The organism is Curtobacterium sp. 1544, assembly GCF_040544915.1.
GTDB classification, from domain to species: Bacteria; Actinomycetota; Actinomycetes; order Actinomycetales; family Microbacteriaceae; genus Curtobacterium; species Curtobacterium pusillum_C.
The window spans coordinates 94,203-113,396 of the sequence record NZ_JBEPKX010000002.1 but is presented as its reverse complement, the minus strand read 5'-3'; the positions used below and the strand labels follow the sequence as shown (position 1 = coordinate 113,396).

Genomic DNA, 19,194 nt, shown 5'->3' with positions numbered 1-19,194 from the left:
GCGCGCCGCTAGGCTTGCCCCGTGGTCACACGGCTTTCGCATCTCTTCCTCCGTACGCTCCGCGACGACCCCTCCGACGCCGAGGTGACGAGCGCGAAGCTGCTCGTCCGCGCCGGCTACGTCCGTCGCCAGGCCCCGGGCATCTTCGCCTGGCTGCCGCTCGGCCTCCGGGTCCGTGCGCGCATCGAGGGCATCATCCGCGACGAGATGGTGGCAGCCGGCGCGCAGGAGGTCCTGCTCCCCGCGCTCCTGCCGCGCGAGCCGTACGAGGCGACGAACCGCTGGACCGAGTACGGCGACGGCATGTTCCGCCTGCAGGACCGCAAGGGTGCCGACTACCTCCTGGCCCCCACGCACGAGGAGATGTTCGCGCTCCTGGTGAAGGACCTGTACTCGTCCTACAAGGACCTCCCGGTGACGCTGTTCCAGATCCAGGACAAGTACCGCGACGAGGCCCGTCCCCGCGCCGGTCTGCTGCGCGGCCGCGAGTTCACGATGAAGGACGCGTACTCGTTCGACCTCACCGACGAGGGCCTCGAGCGCAGCTACCAGGTCATGCGCGACGCGTACGAGAAGATCTTCGCCCGGCTCGGTCTCGAGTACGTCATCGTCAAGGCGGACGCCGGGGCGATGGGCGGCTCGAAGTCCGAGGAGTTCCTGCACCCGATCGGCGTCGGCGAGGACACCTTCGTCCGGAGCGCGAACGGCTACGCGGCGAACGTCGAGGCGTACGTCACCCCGGTGCCCGACGCCCTGCCGATCGAGGGGCAGCCGGAGCCCGTGCTCCTGCCCGCGTCGGACACGCCGACGATCGACACGCTCGTCGCCCACGCGAACGAGGTCGCCCCGCGCGACGGCGCGCCGTGGACCGCCGCCGACACGCTGAAGAACGTCGTCCTCGCCCTGACGCACCTCGACGGCACCCGCGAGGTCGTCGTGGTCGGCCTCCCCGGTGACCGCGACGTCGACCTCAAGCGCGCCGAGGTGGCCTTCGCGCCGGCCGAGGTCGAGGCGGCGGGCGACGACGACTTCCGGAAGCACAAGGGCCTGGTCAAGGGCTACATCGGCCCGCAGGTCCTCGGTGCCGACAGCGCCACGGGCATCCGCTACTTCGTCGACCCGCGCGTGGTCGACGGCACCGCGTGGATCACCGGAGCGAACGAGCGCGGCGTGCACGTCTCCGGCCTGGTCGCCGGACGTGACTTCGTCGCCGACGGTGTGGTCGAGGCGTCCGACGTGCGTGCGGGCGACCCGGCGCCGGACGGCTCCGGCCCCCTCGAGACCGCTCGTGGCATGGAGATCGGGCACGTCTTCCAGCTCGGCCGCAAGTACGCCGAGGCGCTCGGCCTCAAGGTGCAGGACGAGAACGGCAAGCTCCGCACGGTCACGATGGGCTCGTACGGCATCGGCGTGACGCGCATCCTCGCGATCCTGGCCGAGGCGCACAACGACGAGAAGGGCCTCGCCTGGCCGAAGAACGTCGCCCCGTTCGACGTGCACGTGGTCGCGACCGGCAGGGACGAGGTCGCCTACGAGCTGGCGACCGAGCTCGTCTCCCAGCTCGAGGGCGAGCGGTTCGAGGTCGTGTACGACGACCGGCCGAAGGTCTCGCCGGGCGTCAAGCTCCGCGACGCCGAACTGCTCGGCATGCCGATCGTGGTGGTCGCCGGTCGCGGCGCCGCCGACGGCGTCGTCGAGCTGTGGAACCGCGCGAGCGGCGAACGCCGCGACGTGCCGGTCGCCGAGCTGCTCGACGCGGTGCGCACGATCTAGCGGGTCACGTCCTCGACGCGACAGCAAGACGGACGGGAGGCGCGGTGCCAGCTGGCACCGTGCCTCCCGTCCGTCGTCGGGCCGGGTCCGCGACCCGCAGTGCGGTAGTCTGGTCGCCGACTTCCGCGCGGTTCCATCCGCGGGAGCGACTCATCTGAATACGGAGGCCCTCGGTGAAGATCGATCTCGCAGTCCTGCGACTCATGGAGCGTGAGCGGGAGATCCCGTTCGACGAACTCGTCCAGATCATCGAACAGGCCATCCTGACGGCGTACCAGAAGCACCGCACCGAGAACGAGGAGCCCGTCGACGCGGACGTCCGCGTCGAACTCGACCGCAAGTCCGGCGAGGTCTCGGTCTACGTGCCCGAGCGCGACGACGAGGGCACCGTGATCGGCGAGGCCGTCGACCAGCCCAGCGACTTCGGTCGCATCGCCGCGTTCGCCGCCAAGCAGGTCATCAACCAGCGTCTGCGCGACATCGGCGACGACAAGATCCTCGGCGAGTTCCGCGGCAAGGAAGGCGACATCGTCGCGGGCATCGTCCAGCAGGGTCCGAACCCGAAGATGGTGCACGTCGACCTCGGCACGGTCGAGGCGATCCTGCCGCCGGAGGAGCAGGTGCCGGGCGAGGACTACAAGCACGGGTCTCGCATCCGCGTGTACGTCACGAGCGTCGGTCGCGGTGCCAAGGGTCCGCAGATCACGGTGTCCCGCACGCACCCGGGCCTGGTCCGGAAGCTGTTCGCCCTCGAGGTCCCGGAGATCGCCTCCGGCGTCGTCGAGATCACCTCCCTCGCTCGCGAGGCCGGCCACCGCACGAAGATCGCGGTCAAGGCGAACGAGCCGGGCGTGAACGCGAAGGGTGCGTGCATCGGCGAGCTCGGTGCCCGCGTGCGCGCCGTGACGACGGAGCTCGGTGCCGAGAAGATCGACATCGTCGACTACTCGTCGGACCTCGCGTCGTTCGTCGCGAGCGCCCTGTCGCCCGCCAAGGTCACGAGCGCCTTCGTGCTCGACGCCTCGACGAAGGCCGTCCGTGCCCTCGTGCCGGACTACCAGCTCTCGCTCGCGATCGGCAAGGAGGGGCAGAACGCTCGCCTCGCCGCCAAGCTCACGGGTGCCCGGATCGACATCCAGCCGGACTCGATCCTGGACGGCGAGGACTGACGGTTTCGCTCGCGGCATGTCCGGTCCGGGCGTGCCGGATCGCGGTCGTCGGAGGGGAGGAGTAAGGTGGTTCCCGTCAGAACATGCATCGGCAGTCGTCGTCGTGCTCCCCGGTCCTCCCTCCTCCGTGTCGTCGCCCTGAGCGACGGTCGCGTCGTGGCGGACCCGAAGGCAGTCATGCCGGGTCGGGGAGCCTGGCTCACACCGACGGTCGAAGCACATGATCAGGCCACCAAGCGCAGGGCTTTCCGCCGGGCGCTCCGGCTGGATCATGAACCGGACACGTCCGCGGTGCGTGACTACCTCGAAGCGCTCAGCGCTGAGGGACAGGCACGTCACCAGGACACGACAGAACAGGCTGAACGGCTTATGGACAACTGATGAGCGGCTCGAAATGAGACCCGTCATCCATTGAGTCCTGCCCCTTGCACGGGGTGGGACCCGTGAAGGAGAACAGTGGCAAAACCACGCGTACACGAGATCGCATCCGAACTCGGTGTCGACAGCAAGACCGCAATGGAGAAGCTCAAGGAACTCGGCGAATTCGTCAAGGGCCCGAGCTCGAGCGTCGAACCCCCCGTCGCACGCAAGCTCCGCGCTGCACTGCAGGCTGACGGCGCCTCGGCGTCGAAGCCGGCCGCGGCACAGACCCCGAGTGCGCCCGCCACGGCGGCCGCACCGAAGTCGAGCGCACCGAAGCCGGGCGGCCCCCGCCCGGGTCCGGCGCGTCCGGCACCCACCCCCGAGCCCGAGCCCGAGGTGCAGGCGCCCGCCGCCGACGTGCCGACGCCGGCCGTGCCGAAGTCCGTCGCACAGCGGCAGGCCGAGGCCGAGGCCGCGCGGAAGGCCGCCGCTGCCGAGAAGGCCGCCGCCGAGAAGTCCGGCGACGCCGGTGACGGCGCAGCCCCCGAGGCGAAGAGCGACGCCGTCAAGCCCGGTGGCGCTCCGAAGCCCGGTGCCGCAGCCGGTCCGAAGCCGGGTGGCCCGAAGCCGGGTGCACGCCCGGGCAACAACCCCTACGCGTCGAGCCAGGGCATGGGCTCGCGCCCGCCGCGTCCGGGCAACAACCCGTACTCGTCCAACCAGGGCATGGGCCAGCGTCCCGCCGGTGGTGCCGGTGGCGGCAACGGCATCCCGCGCCCCGCTCCGCCGCGTCCGGGCGTTCCCCGTCCGGGTGCTCCGCGTCCCGGTGGTCCCGGTCAGGGCAACCGTCCGAACGGCTTCGGGCAGCGCCCGGGCCAGGGTGGCGGCGGTCGTGGCGGCCCCGGTGGTCGTCCGGGTGGTGCCGGTGGTGCCGGTGGCGGCTTCCCGCGTCCGGCCTTCAGCGGCCCGCGTCCCGCCGGTGGCGGTGGCCGCGGTCGTGGCCCCGGTGGCGGTACCGCTGGTGCGTTCGGTCGCGGTGGCGGCAAGAGCCGTGCCCGCAAGTCGAAGCGGACGAAGCGCGCCGAGTACGAGATGCGGCAGGCGCCGTCGCTCGGTGGTGTGCAGGTCCCTCGCGGTGACGGCAACACGGTCGTGCGGCTCCGTCGTGGTGCGAGCATCTCGGACTTCGCGGACAAGATCGACGCGAGCCCCGGCAACCTGGTGACGGTGCTGTTCCACCTCGGTGAGATGGCGACCGCGACCGAGTCGCTGGACGAGGCCACGTTCGAGGTCCTCGGCGACGAGCTGGGCTACAAGATCCAGATCGTCTCGCCCGAGGACGAGGACAAGGAGCTCCTCGAGGGCTTCGACATCGACATCGACGCCGAGTACGCCGACGAGGACGACTCCGTCCTGCAGCAGCGTCCCCCGGTCGTCACCGTCATGGGTCACGTCGACCACGGCAAGACCCGCCTGCTCGACGCGATCCGGAACTCGAAGGTCGTCGAGGGCGAGGCCGGTGGCATCACCCAGCACATCGGTGCGTACCAGATCGTCACCGAGCACGAGGGCATCGAGCGTCCGATCACGTTCATCGACACCCCGGGTCACGAGGCCTTCACGGCCATGCGTGCCCGTGGTGCGCAGGTCACCGACATCGCGATCCTCGTGGTCGCGGCGGACGACGGCATCATGCCCCAGACGATCGAGGCGCTGAACCACGCCCAGTCGGCGAACGTGCCGATCGTGGTCGCGGTGAACAAGATCGACAAGGAAGGCGCGAACCCGGCCAAGGTCCGCCAGCAGCTCACCGAGTACAACCTGGTGGCCGAGGAGTACGGCGGCGACGTCATGTTCGTCGACGTCTCGGCTCGTCAGAACATCGGTATCCAGGAGCTCCTGGACGCCGTGCTGCTGACCGCCGACGCCGGTCTCGACCTGCGTGCGAACCCCGACAAGGACGCCCGAGGCGTCGCGATCGAAGCACGGCTCGACAAGGGCCGTGGTGCGGTGGCGACCGTCCTCATCCAGTCCGGGACGCTGCACGTCGGCGACGCCATCGTGGCGGGTACGGCCTACGGCCGGGTCCGTGCGATGACCGACGAGAACGGCGTGGCGGTCAAGGCCGCGACGCCGAGCCGCCCGGTCCAGGTGCAGGGTCTGTCCTCGGTGCCCCGCGCCGGTGACACGTTCCTCGTCACCGAAGAGGACCGCACGGCACGTCAGATCGCCGAGAAGCGTGAAGCCGCCGAGCGCAACGCCCAGCTGGCCAAGGCCCGCAAGCGCATCTCGCTCGAGGACTTCACCCGCGCACTCGAAGAGGGCAAGGTCGACTCGCTCAACCTCATCATCAAGGGTGACGTCTCCGGTGCCGTCGAGGCACTCGAGCAGTCGCTCCTGGACATCGAGGTCGACGACAGCGTCCAGCTCCGCATCCTGCACCGCGGTGTGGGTGCGATCACGGAGTCGGACATCGACCTGGCCACGATCGACAACGCGATCGTCGTCGGCTTCAACGTCCGCCCGGACGTCAAGGCACGCGAGCGTGCGGCGCGCGAAGGCATCGACGTGCGCTTCTACTCGGTCATCTACAACGCACTCGAGGACATCGAGCAGTCCCTCAAGGGCATGCTCAAGCCCGAGTACGAAGAGGTCCAGTCGGGTGTCGCCGAGATCCGCGAGGTGTTCCGTTCCTCCAAGTTCGGCAACATCGCGGGTGTCATCGTCCGCTCCGGCACGATCACGCGCAACGCCAAGGCGCGCGTCATCCGCGAAGGCGTGGTGCTCGCCGATGGTCTGGCCATCGAGTCGCTGCGTCGCTTCAAGGACGACGTGACCGAGGTCCGCACGGACTTCGAAGCCGGTATCGGTCTGGGCAAGTTCAACGACATCCAGATCGGCGACGAGATCGAGACCACCGAGCTCGTCGAGAAGCCGCGCGACTAGTCGCGTGAGTACCCTGGGCCCCGGTCTCCTTCACGGGAGGCCGGGGCCCAGCCCCGTTCCAGAGCAAGACATCTCCACAGGAGGCACCCATGGCCGATCCGCAGCGCGCACGCAAGATGGCGGACCGCATCAAGGAAGTCGTCGCACGCCGACTCGACAAGGGTCTGCGTGACCCCCGGCTCGGGTTCGTGACGATCACCGACGTCCGCGTGACCGGTGACCTGCAGCACGCCTCGATCTTCTACACGGTGTACGGCACCGACGAGGAGCGTGCCGACTCGGCAGCAGCGCTCAAGGCCGCGACGGGCATGCTCCGCTCGGAGGTCGGCAAGAACATCACGGCGCGGCTCACCCCGTCGCTCGAGTTCATCGCCGACGCCCTGCCGGAGACCTCGGCGCACATGGAGGACCTGCTCGTGCAGGCCCAGGTGCGCGACGAGCAGGTGCGTGCGGCGGCGGCCGGTGCGAGCTACGCCGGTGACGCCGACCCGTACAAGCACGACGAGGACGAGGACGAGGACGGCGACGCCGACGAGGCGCGCGCCTGACCCGTCCGGTCAGCCGTCGGGAAGCCGGTAGCCGCTCGCGTCGTCCCCGACGGCCAGTCCGTCGCGCAGGAGCGACGCGAGCGCCCGGTCCCGTTGCTCGGCATCGGGCCACACCGGCTCGATCTCGTCCCGTGTGACGGGGACGTCGCTCGCGCGGAGCTCCGCCATGATCAGCCCGCGCACCTGCCGGTCGCTGCCAGCGAACTTCGCCTGCTTCGGCGCGCGCGGCCCCTCGTGCTCCGGGTAGCCGGCGGCCCGCCACGCGCAGCGGTCCGCGATCGGGCACGCCCCGCACGCGGGGGAGCGGGCGACGCAGACGAGCGCGCCGAGCTCCATCACGGCGGCGTTCGTCGCCGCGGCGTCGTCACGGTCCGCGGGCAGCACGGACTCCATCAGCGGGAGGTCCTGCTTCGCCTTCGCCGGGCCGGGTTCGCCCTGGCCGAGCAGGGCGCGCGCGAGGACGCGCCGGACGTTCACGTCGACGACCGGGTGCCGGTCGCCGTACGCGAAGACCGCGACGGCGCGAGCCGTGTAGTCGCCGATGCCGGGCAACGCGAGCAGCGCGTCGACGTCCCGGGGCACCACGTTGTCGTGCTGCTCGGCGATCGCCGTCGCGGCCGCGTGCAGCGCGAGCGCGCGCCTCGGGTAGCCGAGCCGGTCCCAGGCACGCACCGCGTCCGCCGGGGGTGAGGCCGCGAGGTCCGCAGGCGTCGGCCACCGGGTGAGCCATGCCTCCAGGCGGGGGATGACGCGCGCCACCTGCGTCTGCTGCAGCATGATCTCGCTGACCAGGGTTCCCCACGCGGGGAAGCCGGGACGGCGCCACGGCAGGTCCCGCGCCTCGGCGCGGAACCAGGCGATGAGCGGTGTCGCGATGTCCGTTCCCGGGGTCGCGTCCTGTGGACGGGTCGGGTTGTCCACATTCGGACTGGAGGCACGACTCGCGTTCACCACGACAGCCTACGGTGGGCACATGGCACGTTGGGCACCCCAGGAGACCGACACCATGGCCGCGATCGCGGCCGAGGTGATCGCACAGGTCGGCACGAACCGGACGGTCGTCGGCATCGACGGACAGGACGGCGTCGACCTCGAGCGCGTGGCCTCCGGGCTCGTCGACGGATTCCAGCAACACGGAGTGTCCGCGATGGCCGCTGCGGCGCCCTCGGGCGACGCCGACGAGCTCCGCTCCGGACTCGTCGCGCCGTTCCGGTCGACGGGCGAGGGGCCCGGCGTGCTCGTCGTGCACGGACACGGCGTGCTCGCGCACGGAACCCGAGCGCTGTGGCGGTGGTCGCTGTGGGTGGAGCAGGAATCCGGACGGCTCGAACGCCGGGCGGACGTGAAGATCGCTGCCTCCGCCGTGCTCGACGTCACCGACCCCGAGCACCCACGTCGGGAGTGGAACGACGCCTGCTGACCGGTACGACCGCTGGTAATCTCCTCTGGTGCTCGAAACCGCGCCCGACGGCATCCTCCTCGTCGACAAGCCGCAGGGGATCTCCAGCCACCGGGTCGTCTCGATCGCCCGGCGTCGGCTGGGGCTGAAGAAGGTCGGCCACGCCGGCACGCTCGACCCGATGGCGACCGGCCTGCTGCTCCTCGGCATCGGCTCGTCGACCCGACTCCTGACCCACCTCGTCGGCCTCGGCAAGACCTACACGGCGACGATCCGTCTGGGCGTCTCCACCGACTCCGATGACGCTGACGGCGCGCCGACCGTGGCCGTCGGCACCGCCTCCGCCGACGTCTCGGACGCCGCGGTCGAGACGGCCGTCGCCGCGCAGCGCGGCGAGATCGAGCAGGTGCCGTCGACCGTCAGCGCCATCAAGGTGGACGGACGTCGTGCGTACGACCTCGCGCGCAAGGGCGAGGAGGTCGTCCTGAAGTCCCGACGCGTGACGGTCTCCCGTTTCGACGTGACCGGCCGGAACGAGCGGGTCGTGTCGGTGGACGGAGTCGACGTCACCGTGGTCGACCTCGACGTGGTCGTCACCTGCTCCTCCGGCACCTACGTCCGCGCGCTCGCCCGAGACGTCGGTGCCGCGCTCGGCACCGGGGCCCACCTGACCGCACTCCGGCGCACCGAGGTCGGGCCGTTCGACGTCGACGACGCGATCGACCTCGAGGACGAGTCCGTCGACGTCCGCGCAGCCCTCGCCCGGCCGGCCGACGTCGCCCGACGCCTCTTCTCCTCGGTGACGCTCGACGCCGCGGCGGCGAAGGACCTGACCGACGGCAAGCGCGTCGCGGCCGACCACCCCGACTCCGACGGCCCGGTCGCCGCGGTCGCGGCCGACGACGACCGCCTGGTCGGCCTCGTGTCGGTCCGTCGCGGACTGCTCCGGGTCATCACGAACTTCCCGACGCCGACGGGGGTGCGCGCGTGATCGAGTGGTTCATGTGGGTGCAGCTCGTCATCGCGGTCGTCGCGGGGCTGTTCGCCGTGGTGGTCGGCTTCATCGGGTGGAAGCCCAACGACTACACGGTCGGGTCGCTCGTCCTGGTCGAGCTGCTGCTCCTGGCACAGGGCGTCATCTCCCTCGTGCTCCCCGCCGTCGGCAGTCCGCCGAAGGGCAACGGACTGGAGTTCGGCGTGTACGCGGTGTCGGTGCTCCTCGTGCCCCCGGCGACCATCGTCTGGGCGCTCATCGACCGGACGAAGTGGAGCACCGTGGTGCTCGGCGCCGGCGCGTTCACCGTCGCCGTGATGGTCTACCGGATGTACCAGATCTGGTTCGCCCTGAACTGATCCCGGTGTCAGGCCGAGCCGATCGTCGCGGTGCGTCATGGGTCGGCCGGACCGTCGGTAGAATCGGTGCAATGGCGACCAGATCCTCACTCGCGACGGGCATCGGCCGCGTCCTCATCGCCGTGTACGGCATCCTCGCGCTGGCGGCGACCGGGCGGAGCGTCGTCCAGATCATCGAGAAGTTCGACTTCGCGCCGTTCGCGTACACGCTCAGCGCCATCGCGGCCGTCGTGTACATCGTCGCGATGATCGCCCTGATCGTCCCCGGCCGGTTCTGGTACCGGGTCGCCTGCGTGACCATCGTGTTCGAGATGACCGGCGTCCTGGTCATCGGGACCCTGTCGCTCTTCGACCGTGCGCTGTTCCCCGACGACACGATCTGGTCGTACTACGGCATGGGCTACGCCTTCGCACCCCTCGTGCTGCCCGTGGCCGGCCTGTGGTGGCTGCGGAAGCACCACCGCACCGCGGTGACCGCCGACACGACGCCGTCCACCGTGACGGCCGGCGAGTAGGGGCACGGCATGCAGTACTACGACGACACCGCCGACGTGGCGCAGGGCTTCGGGCCCAGCGCCGTGACCATCGGCAAGTTCGACGGCGTGCACGTGGGGCACCGCGCGGTCATCGCGCACCTCGAGCGCGCCGCTCGTGAGCACGACCTCGTCTCCACCGTGGTGACCTTCGACCGGCACCCGCTGAGCGTCATCGAGCCGGGCAAGGTCCCTCCAGCGCTGACGAGCATCGCGCAGCGCCGTGAGCTCCTCGACGAGGTCGGGGTCGACGCGACGCTGCTGCTCCGCTTCGACCACGAGCTGCAGTCGAAGGCGCCGGAGGCGTTCGTCTCCGAGATCCTCGTCGACACCCTGCACGCCCGGCTGGTTTTCGTCGGCAGTGACTTCCGCTTCGGCGCGAAGGGGGCCGGGGACGTCACGCTGCTGCGCGCCCTGGGGGAGCAGCACGGGTTCGCCGTCGAGCTCATCGACGACGTCGACCTGGTGGACGACGTCCGGCCGGACGGCGAGCGTCGGGTCTCGTCCACGTGGATCCGTGAACTCCTCGGGGACGGCCGCGTCGCCGAAGCGGCACGGCTCCTCGGTCGCGAGCACGCCGTCCGGAGCATCGTCGTGCACGGCAACGAGCGAGGCCGCGCGATGGGGTACCCGACCGCGAACCTCGACCCGGCGTGCGAGGGCTTCGTTCCGGCCGACGGTGTCTACGCCGCCCGGGTCCTGCACGACGGCACGGTCTACCCGGCGGCGGTGTCGGTCGGCAACAACCCGACGTTCGAGGGTGTGCCGGCGAAGCAGATCGAGGCGCACCTGCTCGACGTCGACATCGACCTGTACGACGAGACCATCTCGGTCCTGTTCGTCTCCTACGTCCGCGGCATGGTGAAGTTCGACTCGATGGACGAGCTCGCGGCGCAGATGCGTCAGGACGACCGGGACATCCGGACGCTCCTGGGCCTGCCCGCGGTCGTCTGACCGCGGCGCGCGCCTCGCACCGTGCGCGGAACCTCGCACACTGCGTGCGCCGCGTGCCCGCACGACGAAGCCCCCGCGACCGATCGGTCGCGGGGGCTTCGTCGTACGGGGTGGATCAGCTGCCGAGGGCGTCGAGCCAGATCTTGCGGGCGTCGAGCGCTTCCTGCGCGTCCTTGATCTTGCGCGCGTTGCCGGAGGCCTGGGCCTCGGCGAGCTCCGACTCGAGCTTGCCGATGGCGTCCTCGAGCTGGCTCGCGAGTCCGGTCTGCCGGGCCTTCCGCTCCGGGTCGGACGCCTTCCAGTGCTGGTCCTCGAGCGACCGCACGTGGTCCTCGACGGCGCGCAGCCGGTCCTCGATGCGGCGGACGTCGCCGCGCGGGACCTTGCCGATCTCGTCCCAGCGACGCTGGATGCCCGTGAGCGTCCGGCGTGCCGCGACCCGGTCGGTCGCCTGCAGCAGCGGCTCGGCCTCGGTCAGGAGGGCCTGCTTCGCCTCGAGGTTGCCGGAGAACTCCTCGTTCTCGGCAGCGCTCTCGGCGTGACGCTGCTCGAACAGCACGTCACCCGCGGCCTTGAACCGGGCCCAGAGCGCGTCGTCGTGGCGCTTGCCGGCGCGACCCGCCTGCTTCCAGTCGTCGAGGAGTTCCCGGTACGCCGGGATCGCGTCCGAGCCGCGCGGTGCGAGGGCCTCGGCCTGCTGGACGAGTTCCTGCTTGCGGTTGCGGGCGTCGCGGTGCTGGGCGTCGAGCTCCGAGTAGAACGCGCGACGGTGCTGGTCGACGGTCGAGCGTGCGGCACGGAACCGCTTCCAGAGCTCGTTCGCCTCGTTCTTGGGGATCCGCGGCCCGTCGTGCTGGTGCTGCTGCCACCGGGCGAACACGTCGTCGAGCTGCGCGGTGATCTGCTTCCACTGCGCACGAGCCGGGTCGACGGCGGCCAGCGCCTCGGCTTCCTCGACCAGTGCGGCGCGGTGCGCGAGCGCGTCGGCCAATGCCTGCTGCGCCTGCTCGGCCTGCTCCTTGGTGAGGGAACCGAGCTGTTCGGTGAGCGCCCCGACGCGGGTCTCGAGCGACTTGAGGTCGCCGACCACGCGGGCCTCGGCCACGAGGGTCTGGAGGTGCTCGACCGTCCGGGCGACGTCGTTCGCCGACGCCCCGCGCTGGACGCGCTGCTCGGCGATCTTCACCTGCCCCTCGAGGTCGGCGTACTTCCGCGCGAAGTAGGCGAGGGCCTCGTCGGGCGTCGCGTCCGGGTACTCACCGACGGCTTTCTCGGTGTCCTCGTACCGGACGTACACCGTCCCGTTCTCGTCGACCCGCCCCCAGGTCGTTGCTTCGTCAGATCCCACAGGTCTCGCCTCGATCGTGGTAGTGCATCACCGACGTCGCCGTCGGCACGGTCAGGTCGTCAGCCTATTGCACGGACGGCCTCTGCGACCCGCCCGGACAGCGCGCCTGTGGACTACTTCTCCTGCTCGATCGTCGCGCCGGTGATCTTGGTCGCCACCTTCGGCTCGCCGGTGCCGTCGCTGCCGGCCGAGGAGATGCCCTTCGACGTGATCTTCGACTCGAGTTCGTCGAGGCCGCTCGTGACCTTCCCGACCACGGTGTACCCGCCCGTCGAGCCGTCGAGCGTGGTGTCGCCGTAGACGATGAAGAACTGCGTCGTCTGCGAGTAGGCGGACGAGCTGCGGGCGATCGCGATGGTGCCCTTCTCGTACTTCCCGTCGCTCGGGACGTTCTCGAGCGGGCCGTACTGGAACCCGGCGTCGCCCGTGCCGTCGCCGTTCGCGGAACCGCACTGCAGGAACTCGAACCCGTCGCTGTCGGCGAGCCGGTGACAGGTGGTGCCGTTGTAGAACTGCTCCTGGATGAGCTTGATCTCGACGCTGGCGGCCTGCGGTGCCTTCTTTCCGTCGAGCTCGATGCCGAGCTTCACGTCCTTGTTGAGCGTCAGGGACCCCGTCCAGGTCGAGTCCTTCGCGATCGACTTGCTCGGGACGTCGCCGGTGTTCGCGGCGGTGGCGCTGGCCGACGGGGTCGGCGTGGACGTCGCGCTGGCGCTGGCGTCGGCCTTCTCGTCGGATCCCTGCGAGCCGGCGAACGCGAGTTGCGATCCGGTGGCCAGTGCGGCGACGAGGACGAGCACGCCCGCACCGACGAGGTTGTCCCGCAGGCGACGGCGGCGCTGCCGGTCGTGCAGGCCCTGGCGGGCCTTGTAGAGGCGGAGGCGCTCACGTGCCTCGCGGTTGTCACGCGCCTGGTTCTTCGGTGCCACGGTGCTGGTCGTACCTCTCGTCGAGTGTGCGACGAGCGTACTAGAACCCCCACCCCCACCGCCCTGGAGGCACGCCCCTGTCAGCGGGTCGGCCTACGATTGGGTGCATGGCAGCGGACCGTTCGGGAATGCGTGCGCCCACCACCGGCGGTCGCGCCGGGCTCGCGCAGGGTTCCGTCCCGCTCGCGGTCCGGATGCGGCCGACCAGCCTCGACGAGGTCGCCGGCCAGCAGCACCTGCTCGGCCGCGGCAGCCCCCTCGTGCAGCTCGCGACGGGCACGCGCGACAACCCCGGCGGTGTCTCGGTGATCCTCTGGGGGCCGCCCGGCACCGGCAAGACGACCCTGGCCCAGGCGATCGCGCGGCAGTCCGGCCGCGAGTTCGTCGAGCTCTCCGCGGTGACCGCCGGCGTCAAGGACGTGCGCGAGGTCATGGAGAAGGCGCTCACGCACCGCGACCTCTACGGCTCCACCACGGTGCTCTTCCTGGACGAGATCCACCGCTTCAGCAAGGCGCAGCAGGACGCGCTGCTGCCAGGCGTCGAGAACGGCTGGGTGATCCTCATCGCCGCGACGACCGAGAACCCCTCGTTCTCGGTGATCTCGCCGCTGCTGTCCCGGTCGCTCCTGCTGACCCTCAAGCCCCTCACCGACGAGGACCTCGGCATGCTCGTCGACCGCGCGGTGGAAGACCCCCGGGGGCTCGGCGGATCGGTCGTCCTCGGGGACGAAGCCCGCAGTGCCATCGTGCGGCTGTCGTCCGGGGACGCGCGCCGGGCCCTCACCGCGCTCGAGGCCGCAGCGTCATCGGCCGTGGCTGCCCAGGCCGACGACGGTGACGACGCCCTCGACGGCGTGGAGACCGTCCCCGTCATCGACGCCGACACCGTTGCCGCGGCCGTGGACCGTGCCCTCCTGCGCTACGACCGGCAGGGCGACGAGCACTACGACGTCATCAGCGCGTTCATCAAGTCCGTGCGGGGGAGCGACGTCGACGCCGCGCTGCACTACCTGGCCCGGATGATCGAGGCGGGCGAGGACCCGCGGTTCATCGCCCGCCGGATCATCATCTCGGCGTCGGAGGACATCGGCATGGCCGACCCGCAGGCCCTGCCGATCGCCGTGGCCGCCGCGCAGGCCGTCCAGCTCATCGGCATGCCGGAGGGACGGATCCCGCTGGCCGAGGCCGTCGTCTACCTGGCGACCGCGCCGAAGTCGAACGCCGCCTACAACGGCGTGAACGCTGCGATCGCCGACGTCAAGGCCGGCCGGCTCGGGGTCGTGCCGATGCACCTCCGCGACGCCCACTACCCCGGGGCGAAGCGGCTCGGGCACGGCAAGGGCTACGTCTACTCGCACGACGCCGAGCACGGGGTCGCCGAGCAGCAGTACCTCCCCGACGCGCTCGAGGGCACCGAGTACTACACGCCGACGGCGAACGGCTTCGAGCGCGAGGTCGGCCCCCGGCTCGAGCGACTCCGGAAGATCACCCGCGGCGAGTAGTACCCGGGTCGAGTTCCTGCTAGCATTGCCGGGCCTACGTCCTGGTCCTCGAGCACGGCTGCGTCGAGGACAGAGTGCCACTCCGCTGGTACGGGGGCAGAGGTTCGGACTGTAGCCGTCCGATCCCACAGGCTCATCCCTCTGGATCCCTTCGTCGGGTTCGACCACACGTGCGCGTGCGGTGGCCGACGATCCGTTCAGTTCAGTACAGAGAAAAGGACCCTGTGTCTACCAAGTCACGTACCCGCAGCAAGACCCGCCTGTCGCGCGCGCTCGGCATCCCGCTGACGCCGAAGGCGGCCCGTTACCTCGAGAAGCGCCCCTACGGCCCCGGTGAGCACGGCCGCACCCGCCGTCGTGCGGACAGCGACTACGCCGTCCGCCTCCGTGAGAAGCAGCGTCTGCGCGCCCAGTACGGCATCCGCGAGAAGCAGCTCCGCATCGTCTTCGAAGAGGCCCGCAAGACGAAGGGCCTGACCGGTGAGAACCTGGTCGAGCTCCTCGAGCAGCGCCTCGACGCCCTCGTGCTCCGTGCCGGCTTCGCCCGCACCACCGCGCAGGCCCGTCAGCTGATCGTGCACCGTCACATCCTCGTCGACGGCAAGCTCGTCGACCGTCCGTCCTTCCGCGTGAAGGAGGGGCAGCTCATCCACGTGAAGCAGCGCTCCGAGTCCCTCGAGCCGTTCCAGGTCGCCGCCGCCGGTGGGCACCAGGAAGTCCTGCCGAAGGTCCCGGGCTACCTCGAGGTCGAGATCGACAAGCTCCAGGCCCGCCTGGCCCGTCGTCCGAAGCGCGCCGAGGTCCCCGTGACCTGTGAAGTGCAGCTCGTCGTCGAGTACTACGCAGCTCGCTGATCCACTGATCACACCCGAACGGCGGGTCGTCCTCTCACGAGGGCGGCCCGCCGTTCGGCGTCGGTGGTCGGTGTCGTCGGTAAGATCGTCTGGGCACGCACCGCTCGCGTGCACAGAGGGAGAGGCACCGTGAAGCAGCTGTTCTTCGTCGCCGTCGGCGTCGTCATCGGGTTCGCCGTCGCGCACAAGGTCGCGAACACCCCCGGAGGCGCTCGGTTCTTCGCCGACGTGAACGCTCGCACGCAGGCCTTCCGGGGCGCCGTCGCCGAGGGCTACCGCTCTCGTGAGGCCGAGCTCCGCACCGACGTCTGACCGTCGTCCGACCGACCTCTCCTCCCACGCACACGACCTGAAACCAGGAAGCACCATGCAGACCGCAGAGATCCGCCGCCGTTGGCTCCAGTTCTTCGGTGACCGCGGCCACACCGTCGTCCCGTCCGCCTCCCTCGTCTCGGACGACCCCTCGCTCCTGTTCACGGTCGCCGGCATGGTGCCGTTCATCCCGTACCTGACCGGGCTCGTCCCCGCGCCGTACCCGCGTGCCACGAGCGTGCAGAAGTGCATCCGCACCAACGACATCGAGGAGGTCGGCAAGACCCCTCGGCACGGCACGTTCTTCCAGATGAACGGCAACTTCTCGTTCGGCGACTACTTCAAGGAGCAGGCGATCCAGTTCGCCTGGGAGTTCCTGACGAAGCCGGAGTCCGACGGCGGCCTGGGCTTCTCGCCCGACGACCTCTGGGTGACCGTCTACGAGGAGGACGACGAGGCGATCGCCTTCTGGAAGCAGCACTCCTCCCTGCCCGAGGAGCGCATCCAGCGCCTCGGCAAGGACACGAACTACTGGTCGACCGGACAGCCCGGCCCGGCGGGTCCCTGCTCGGAGGTCTTCTTCGACCGCGGCCCCGAGTACGGCATCGACGGCGGCCCGGCCACCGACGACGACCGCTACGTCGAGATCTGGAACCTCGTGTTCATGCAGTACCAGATCGCCGACGTCCGCTCCAAGTACGACTTCGAGATCACCGGCGAGCTGCCGAACAAGAACATCGACACCGGCATGGGCCTCGAGCGCGTCGCGTTCATCAAGCAGGGCGTCGACAACATGTACGAGATCGACCAGGTCCGCCCGGTCCTCGACCAGGCCGCGGCGATCTCCGGCCGGCAGTACGGCGCCGTGCACGAGGACGACGTCCGCATGCGCGTCATCGCCGACCACGTCCGGTCGTCCCTCATGCTCATCGCCGACGGCGTCAGCCCGTCGAACGAGGGCCGCGGGTACATCCTCCGTCGCCTGCTCCGCCGCACGGTGCGCGCGATGCGCCTGCTCGGCGTCGAGGACGCGACCTTCCCGCGCCTGTTCCCGGCGTCCCGTGACGCCATGCGCGAGGCGTACCCCGAGGTCGCGTCGGACTACGACCGGATCGCCCGGATCGCCTACGCGGAGGAGGAGACCTTCCTCCGCACGCTCGCGCAGGGCACCACGATCCTCGACGTCGCCGTCGAGCGCGCCAAGCAGGACGGTGCGCCGTCGATCGGTGGCGACACGGCGTTCCTGCTCCACGACACCTTCGGCTTCCCCATCGACCTCACGATGGAGATGGCCGAGGAAGCCGGCGTCCGGGTCGACCGGTCAGCGTTCGAGACCCTCATGTCCGAGCAGCGTGCCCGCGCGAAGGCGGACGCGAAGAGCAAGAAGACGGCTCTCGCCGACCTCAGCGTGTACAGCGCGTTCCGGGCCAAGGGCGAGACGGTCTTCCTCGGCTACGACGCGCTCGAGGCCGAGACGAACGTCCTCGGCATCATCGTGGGCGGTGTCAGCGTCGACCGTGCGGTCGCGGGCGACATCGCCGAGGTCATCCTCGGCGAGACCTCGCTGTACGCGGAGTCCGGCGGCCAGGACGCCGACCAGGGCTCCATCGTCGGCAACGGCTTCGACCTCGAGGTCCTCGACGTCCAGCGTCCGGTCGCGGGCCTCTGGAGCCACACCGTGCAGGTCCGCTCCGGCGAGGTCGGTGTCGGTGCCCCGGCGACCACCGTCGTCGACGCGGAGTACCGCCGCGGTGCGACCCAGGCCCACTCGGCGACGCACCTCGTGAACGCCGCGCTGCGCGACATCCTCGGCCCGGAGGCGCTCCAGGCCGGCTCGTACAACAAGTCGGGCTACATGCGCCTCGACTTCTCGTGGTCGCAGCCCGTCTCCACCGAGACCCGCTCCGAGATCGAGGAGGTCGTGAACACCGCGATCCGCTCCGACCTCGAGGTCTCGACGCGGGTGCTCCCGCTCGACGAGGCGAAGTCCCTCGGCGCGCAGGCGCTGTTCGGCGAGAAGTACGGCTCCGAGGTCCGCATGGTGGACATCGGCGGGCCGTGGTCCCGCGAGCTCTGCGGTGGCACGCACGTGGCATCCAGCGCCCAGGTCGGGCTCGTCAACCTGGTGGGGGAGTCGAGCGTCGGGTCGACCAACCGCCGTGTCGAGGCCCTCGTCGGACTCGAGGGCTTCCGCGACCTCGCCGTCGAGCGCACGATCGTGTCGCAGCTGTCGAGCGCCCTGAAGGCTCCTCGCGCGGACCTGCCGACCCGCGTGCAGTCCCTGATGGAGGACCTCCGGACCGCGCAGAAGCGGATCGCCGAGTTCGAGTCGGCGAACCTGCAGCAGCGCGTGCCGTCGATCGCACGACAGGCCACGACCGTCGGCGCGACCACCGTGGTCGCCGAGACCGTCGAGGGCCTGCAGTCCGGCGACGACCTCCGTGCCCTCGTGACCGGCGTCCGCAGCCAGCTCGGCGACGGCGCTGCCGTGGTCGTCCTGGGCGCGGTCATCAACGACAAGCCCGTCGTCATCGTGGCCACCAACGACGCTGCCCGCGCGGCCGGTGTCCAGGCCGGTCCGCTCGCGAAGGAGGCGGCCGGGGTCCTCGGTGGTGGCGGTGGCGGCAAGCCCGACCTCGCGCAGGGCGGTGGCACCGACGCGTCGGCGCTCCCGGCCGCGTTGCGTGCGGTGACCGACCGGCTCGCGGCCTGACCGTGGCGATCCGATCCGGGCGCCGGCTCGGCGTCGACGTCGGGCGAGCCCGGATCGGTGTCGCCGTGTGCGACCGTGACGGGCTCCTCGCGACGCCCGTCGAGACCGTCGCCCGGAAGGAGGCCACCGACGTGCGCCGGATCGTCGAGATCGCCGAGGAGTACGACGTCCTCGAGATCGTGGTGGGTCTGCCGCTGTCGATGTCCGGCGGGGACACCCCGTCGACCGCCGACGCCCGAGCGTTCGCCGAGCGTCTCGCCGAGCACCGGCCCGTGCGGCTCGTGGACGAGCGGCTCTCGACGGTGACCGCGCAGCGCGGGCTGCACCAGGCCGGGAAGAGCACGAAGAAGTCCCGCGCCGTGATCGACCAAGCGGCCGCTGTTATCATTCTGCAACACGCGCTCGACCACGAGCGTGCGTCCAGTGCCCCACCGGGGGCCACGCTCCCCTGACAGTGCGCCACAGCACCGTTCCCCTGACCGCGGCTGCCACACCGTC

18 protein-coding genes are annotated in these 19,194 nt (G+C 70.6%); 15 read left to right on the top strand and 3 right to left on the bottom strand.

Annotated elements, in window-relative coordinates; translation table 11 throughout:
• The first annotated feature begins 21 nt into the window (after positions 1-21).
• From ABIC61_RS02085 to rbfA, 5 genes are all read left to right on the top strand, one after another.
• Complete coding sequence (locus ABIC61_RS02085; protein ID WP_354028631.1) at positions 22-1,773, top strand: proline--tRNA ligase; 1,752 nt, start codon at positions 22-24, stop codon at positions 1,771-1,773.
• 173 nt (positions 1,774-1,946) lie between these two features.
• Positions 1,947-2,942, top strand: a complete 996-nt coding sequence (gene nusA, locus ABIC61_RS02080; protein WP_144749593.1) for a transcription termination factor NusA — start codon at positions 1,947-1,949, stop codon at positions 2,940-2,942.
• A gap of 66 nt (positions 2,943-3,008) precedes the next feature.
• Positions 3,009-3,323, top strand: coding sequence for a YlxR family protein (locus ABIC61_RS02075; protein WP_144749595.1), 315 nt, complete (start codon positions 3,009-3,011; stop codon positions 3,321-3,323).
• 75 nt (positions 3,324-3,398) lie between these two features.
• On the top strand, positions 3,399-6,251 hold the full coding sequence (gene infB / locus ABIC61_RS02070; protein ID WP_354028630.1) for a translation initiation factor IF-2: 2,853 nt from the start codon (positions 3,399-3,401) through the stop codon (positions 6,249-6,251).
• A gap of 89 nt (positions 6,252-6,340) precedes the next feature.
• On the top strand, positions 6,341-6,799 hold the full coding sequence (gene rbfA / locus ABIC61_RS02065; RefSeq protein ID WP_144749600.1) for a 30S ribosome-binding factor RbfA: 459 nt from the start codon (positions 6,341-6,343) through the stop codon (positions 6,797-6,799).
• Between the two features lie 9 nt (positions 6,800-6,808).
• On the opposite strand, the gene ABIC61_RS02060 is transcribed toward rbfA, so the two are convergent.
• Entirely contained in the window at positions 6,809-7,720 is a 912-nt protein-coding gene (locus tag ABIC61_RS02060; protein ID WP_354028629.1) for an iron-sulfur binding domain-containing protein, read from the bottom strand.
• Between the two features lie 52 nt (positions 7,721-7,772).
• Here ABIC61_RS02060 and ABIC61_RS02055 point away from each other — a divergent pair, with 52 nt between their 5' ends.
• The 5 genes from ABIC61_RS02055 to ABIC61_RS02035 all read left to right on the top strand — a co-directional run bounded on the left by ABIC61_RS02055 (position 7,773) and on the right by ABIC61_RS02035 (position 11,038).
• Positions 7,773-8,219, top strand: coding sequence for a hypothetical protein (locus ABIC61_RS02055; RefSeq protein WP_354028628.1), 447 nt, complete (start codon positions 7,773-7,775; stop codon positions 8,217-8,219).
• 28 nt (positions 8,220-8,247) lie between these two features.
• Positions 8,248-9,189 carry a tRNA pseudouridine(55) synthase TruB gene (truB, locus tag ABIC61_RS02050; RefSeq protein ID WP_354028627.1) on the top strand — a complete coding sequence of 314 codons (942 nt, stop codon included), beginning with the start codon at positions 8,248-8,250 and terminating at the stop codon, positions 9,187-9,189.
• Positions 9,186-9,551: a hypothetical protein gene (locus tag ABIC61_RS02045; protein WP_079236179.1), complete on the top strand. Its 366-nt coding sequence runs from the start codon at positions 9,186-9,188 to the stop codon at positions 9,549-9,551. Before truB ends, ABIC61_RS02045 begins: the two co-directional genes overlap by 4 nt.
• Before the next feature lie 71 nt (positions 9,552-9,622).
• Complete coding sequence (locus ABIC61_RS02040) at positions 9,623-10,066, top strand: hypothetical protein (protein ID WP_354028626.1); 444 nt, start codon at positions 9,623-9,625, stop codon at positions 10,064-10,066.
• 9 nt (positions 10,067-10,075) lie between these two features.
• Positions 10,076-11,038, top strand: coding sequence for a bifunctional riboflavin kinase/FAD synthetase (locus ABIC61_RS02035; protein WP_354028625.1), 963 nt, complete (start codon positions 10,076-10,078; stop codon positions 11,036-11,038).
• Positions 11,039-11,153: 115 nt separating this feature from the next.
• On the opposite strand, the gene ABIC61_RS02030 is transcribed toward ABIC61_RS02035, so the two are convergent.
• Both ABIC61_RS02030 and ABIC61_RS02025 read right to left on the bottom strand, forming a co-directional pair.
• On the bottom strand, positions 11,154-12,386 hold the full coding sequence (locus ABIC61_RS02030) for a DUF349 domain-containing protein (protein WP_354028624.1): 1,233 nt from the start codon (positions 12,384-12,386) through the stop codon (positions 11,154-11,156).
• A gap of 113 nt (positions 12,387-12,499) precedes the next feature.
• Positions 12,500-13,315, bottom strand: a complete 816-nt coding sequence (locus ABIC61_RS02025) for a peptidylprolyl isomerase (RefSeq protein WP_354028623.1) — start codon at positions 13,313-13,315, stop codon at positions 12,500-12,502.
• Positions 13,316-13,422: 107 nt separating this feature from the next.
• On the opposite strand from ABIC61_RS02025, the gene ABIC61_RS02020 reads away from it, so the two are divergent.
• The 5 genes from ABIC61_RS02020 (at position 13,423) to ruvX (ending at position 19,148) form a co-directional block, all read left to right on the top strand.
• Positions 13,423-14,817 carry a replication-associated recombination protein A gene (locus ABIC61_RS02020; RefSeq protein WP_440130691.1) on the top strand — a complete coding sequence of 465 codons (1,395 nt, stop codon included), beginning with the start codon at positions 13,423-13,425 and terminating at the stop codon, positions 14,815-14,817.
• Positions 14,818-15,041: 224 nt separating this feature from the next.
• Entirely contained in the window at positions 15,042-15,671 is a 630-nt protein-coding gene (gene rpsD / locus ABIC61_RS02015) for a 30S ribosomal protein S4 (protein ID WP_022905490.1), read from the top strand.
• Between the two features lie 129 nt (positions 15,672-15,800).
• A complete protein-coding gene (locus ABIC61_RS02010; protein ID WP_144749612.1) occupies positions 15,801-15,983 on the top strand; it encodes a hypothetical protein in 183 nt (60 codons plus the stop codon).
• Between the two features lie 55 nt (positions 15,984-16,038).
• On the top strand, positions 16,039-18,696 hold the full coding sequence (alaS, locus tag ABIC61_RS02005) for an alanine--tRNA ligase (protein ID WP_354028622.1): 2,658 nt from the start codon (positions 16,039-16,041) through the stop codon (positions 18,694-18,696).
• 8 nt (positions 18,697-18,704) lie between these two features.
• Complete coding sequence (gene ruvX / locus ABIC61_RS02000) at positions 18,705-19,148, top strand: Holliday junction resolvase RuvX (protein ID WP_354028718.1); 444 nt, start codon at positions 18,705-18,707, stop codon at positions 19,146-19,148.
• The last annotated feature ends 46 nt before the right edge of the window (positions 19,149-19,194 follow it).

Excerpts from the sequence above, each read along its gene's own strand:
- ABIC61_RS02035 (WP_354028625.1), top strand. The coding sequence starts at position 10,076 with ATGCAGTACTACGACGACACCGCCGACGTGGCGCAGGGCTTCGGGCCC.
- ABIC61_RS02055 (WP_354028628.1), top strand. The coding sequence starts at position 7,773 with ATGGCACGTTGGGCACCCCAGGAGACCGACACCATGGCCGCGATCGCG.
- ABIC61_RS02040 (WP_354028626.1), top strand. The coding sequence starts at position 9,623 with ATGGCGACCAGATCCTCACTCGCGACGGGCATCGGCCGCGTCCTCATC.
- ABIC61_RS02020 (WP_440130691.1), top strand. The coding sequence starts at position 13,423 with ATGGCAGCGGACCGTTCGGGAATGCGTGCGCCCACCACCGGCGGTCGC.
- rbfA (WP_144749600.1), top strand. The coding sequence starts at position 6,341 with ATGGCCGATCCGCAGCGCGCACGCAAGATGGCGGACCGCATCAAGGAA.
- alaS (WP_354028622.1), top strand. The coding sequence starts at position 16,039 with ATGCAGACCGCAGAGATCCGCCGCCGTTGGCTCCAGTTCTTCGGTGAC.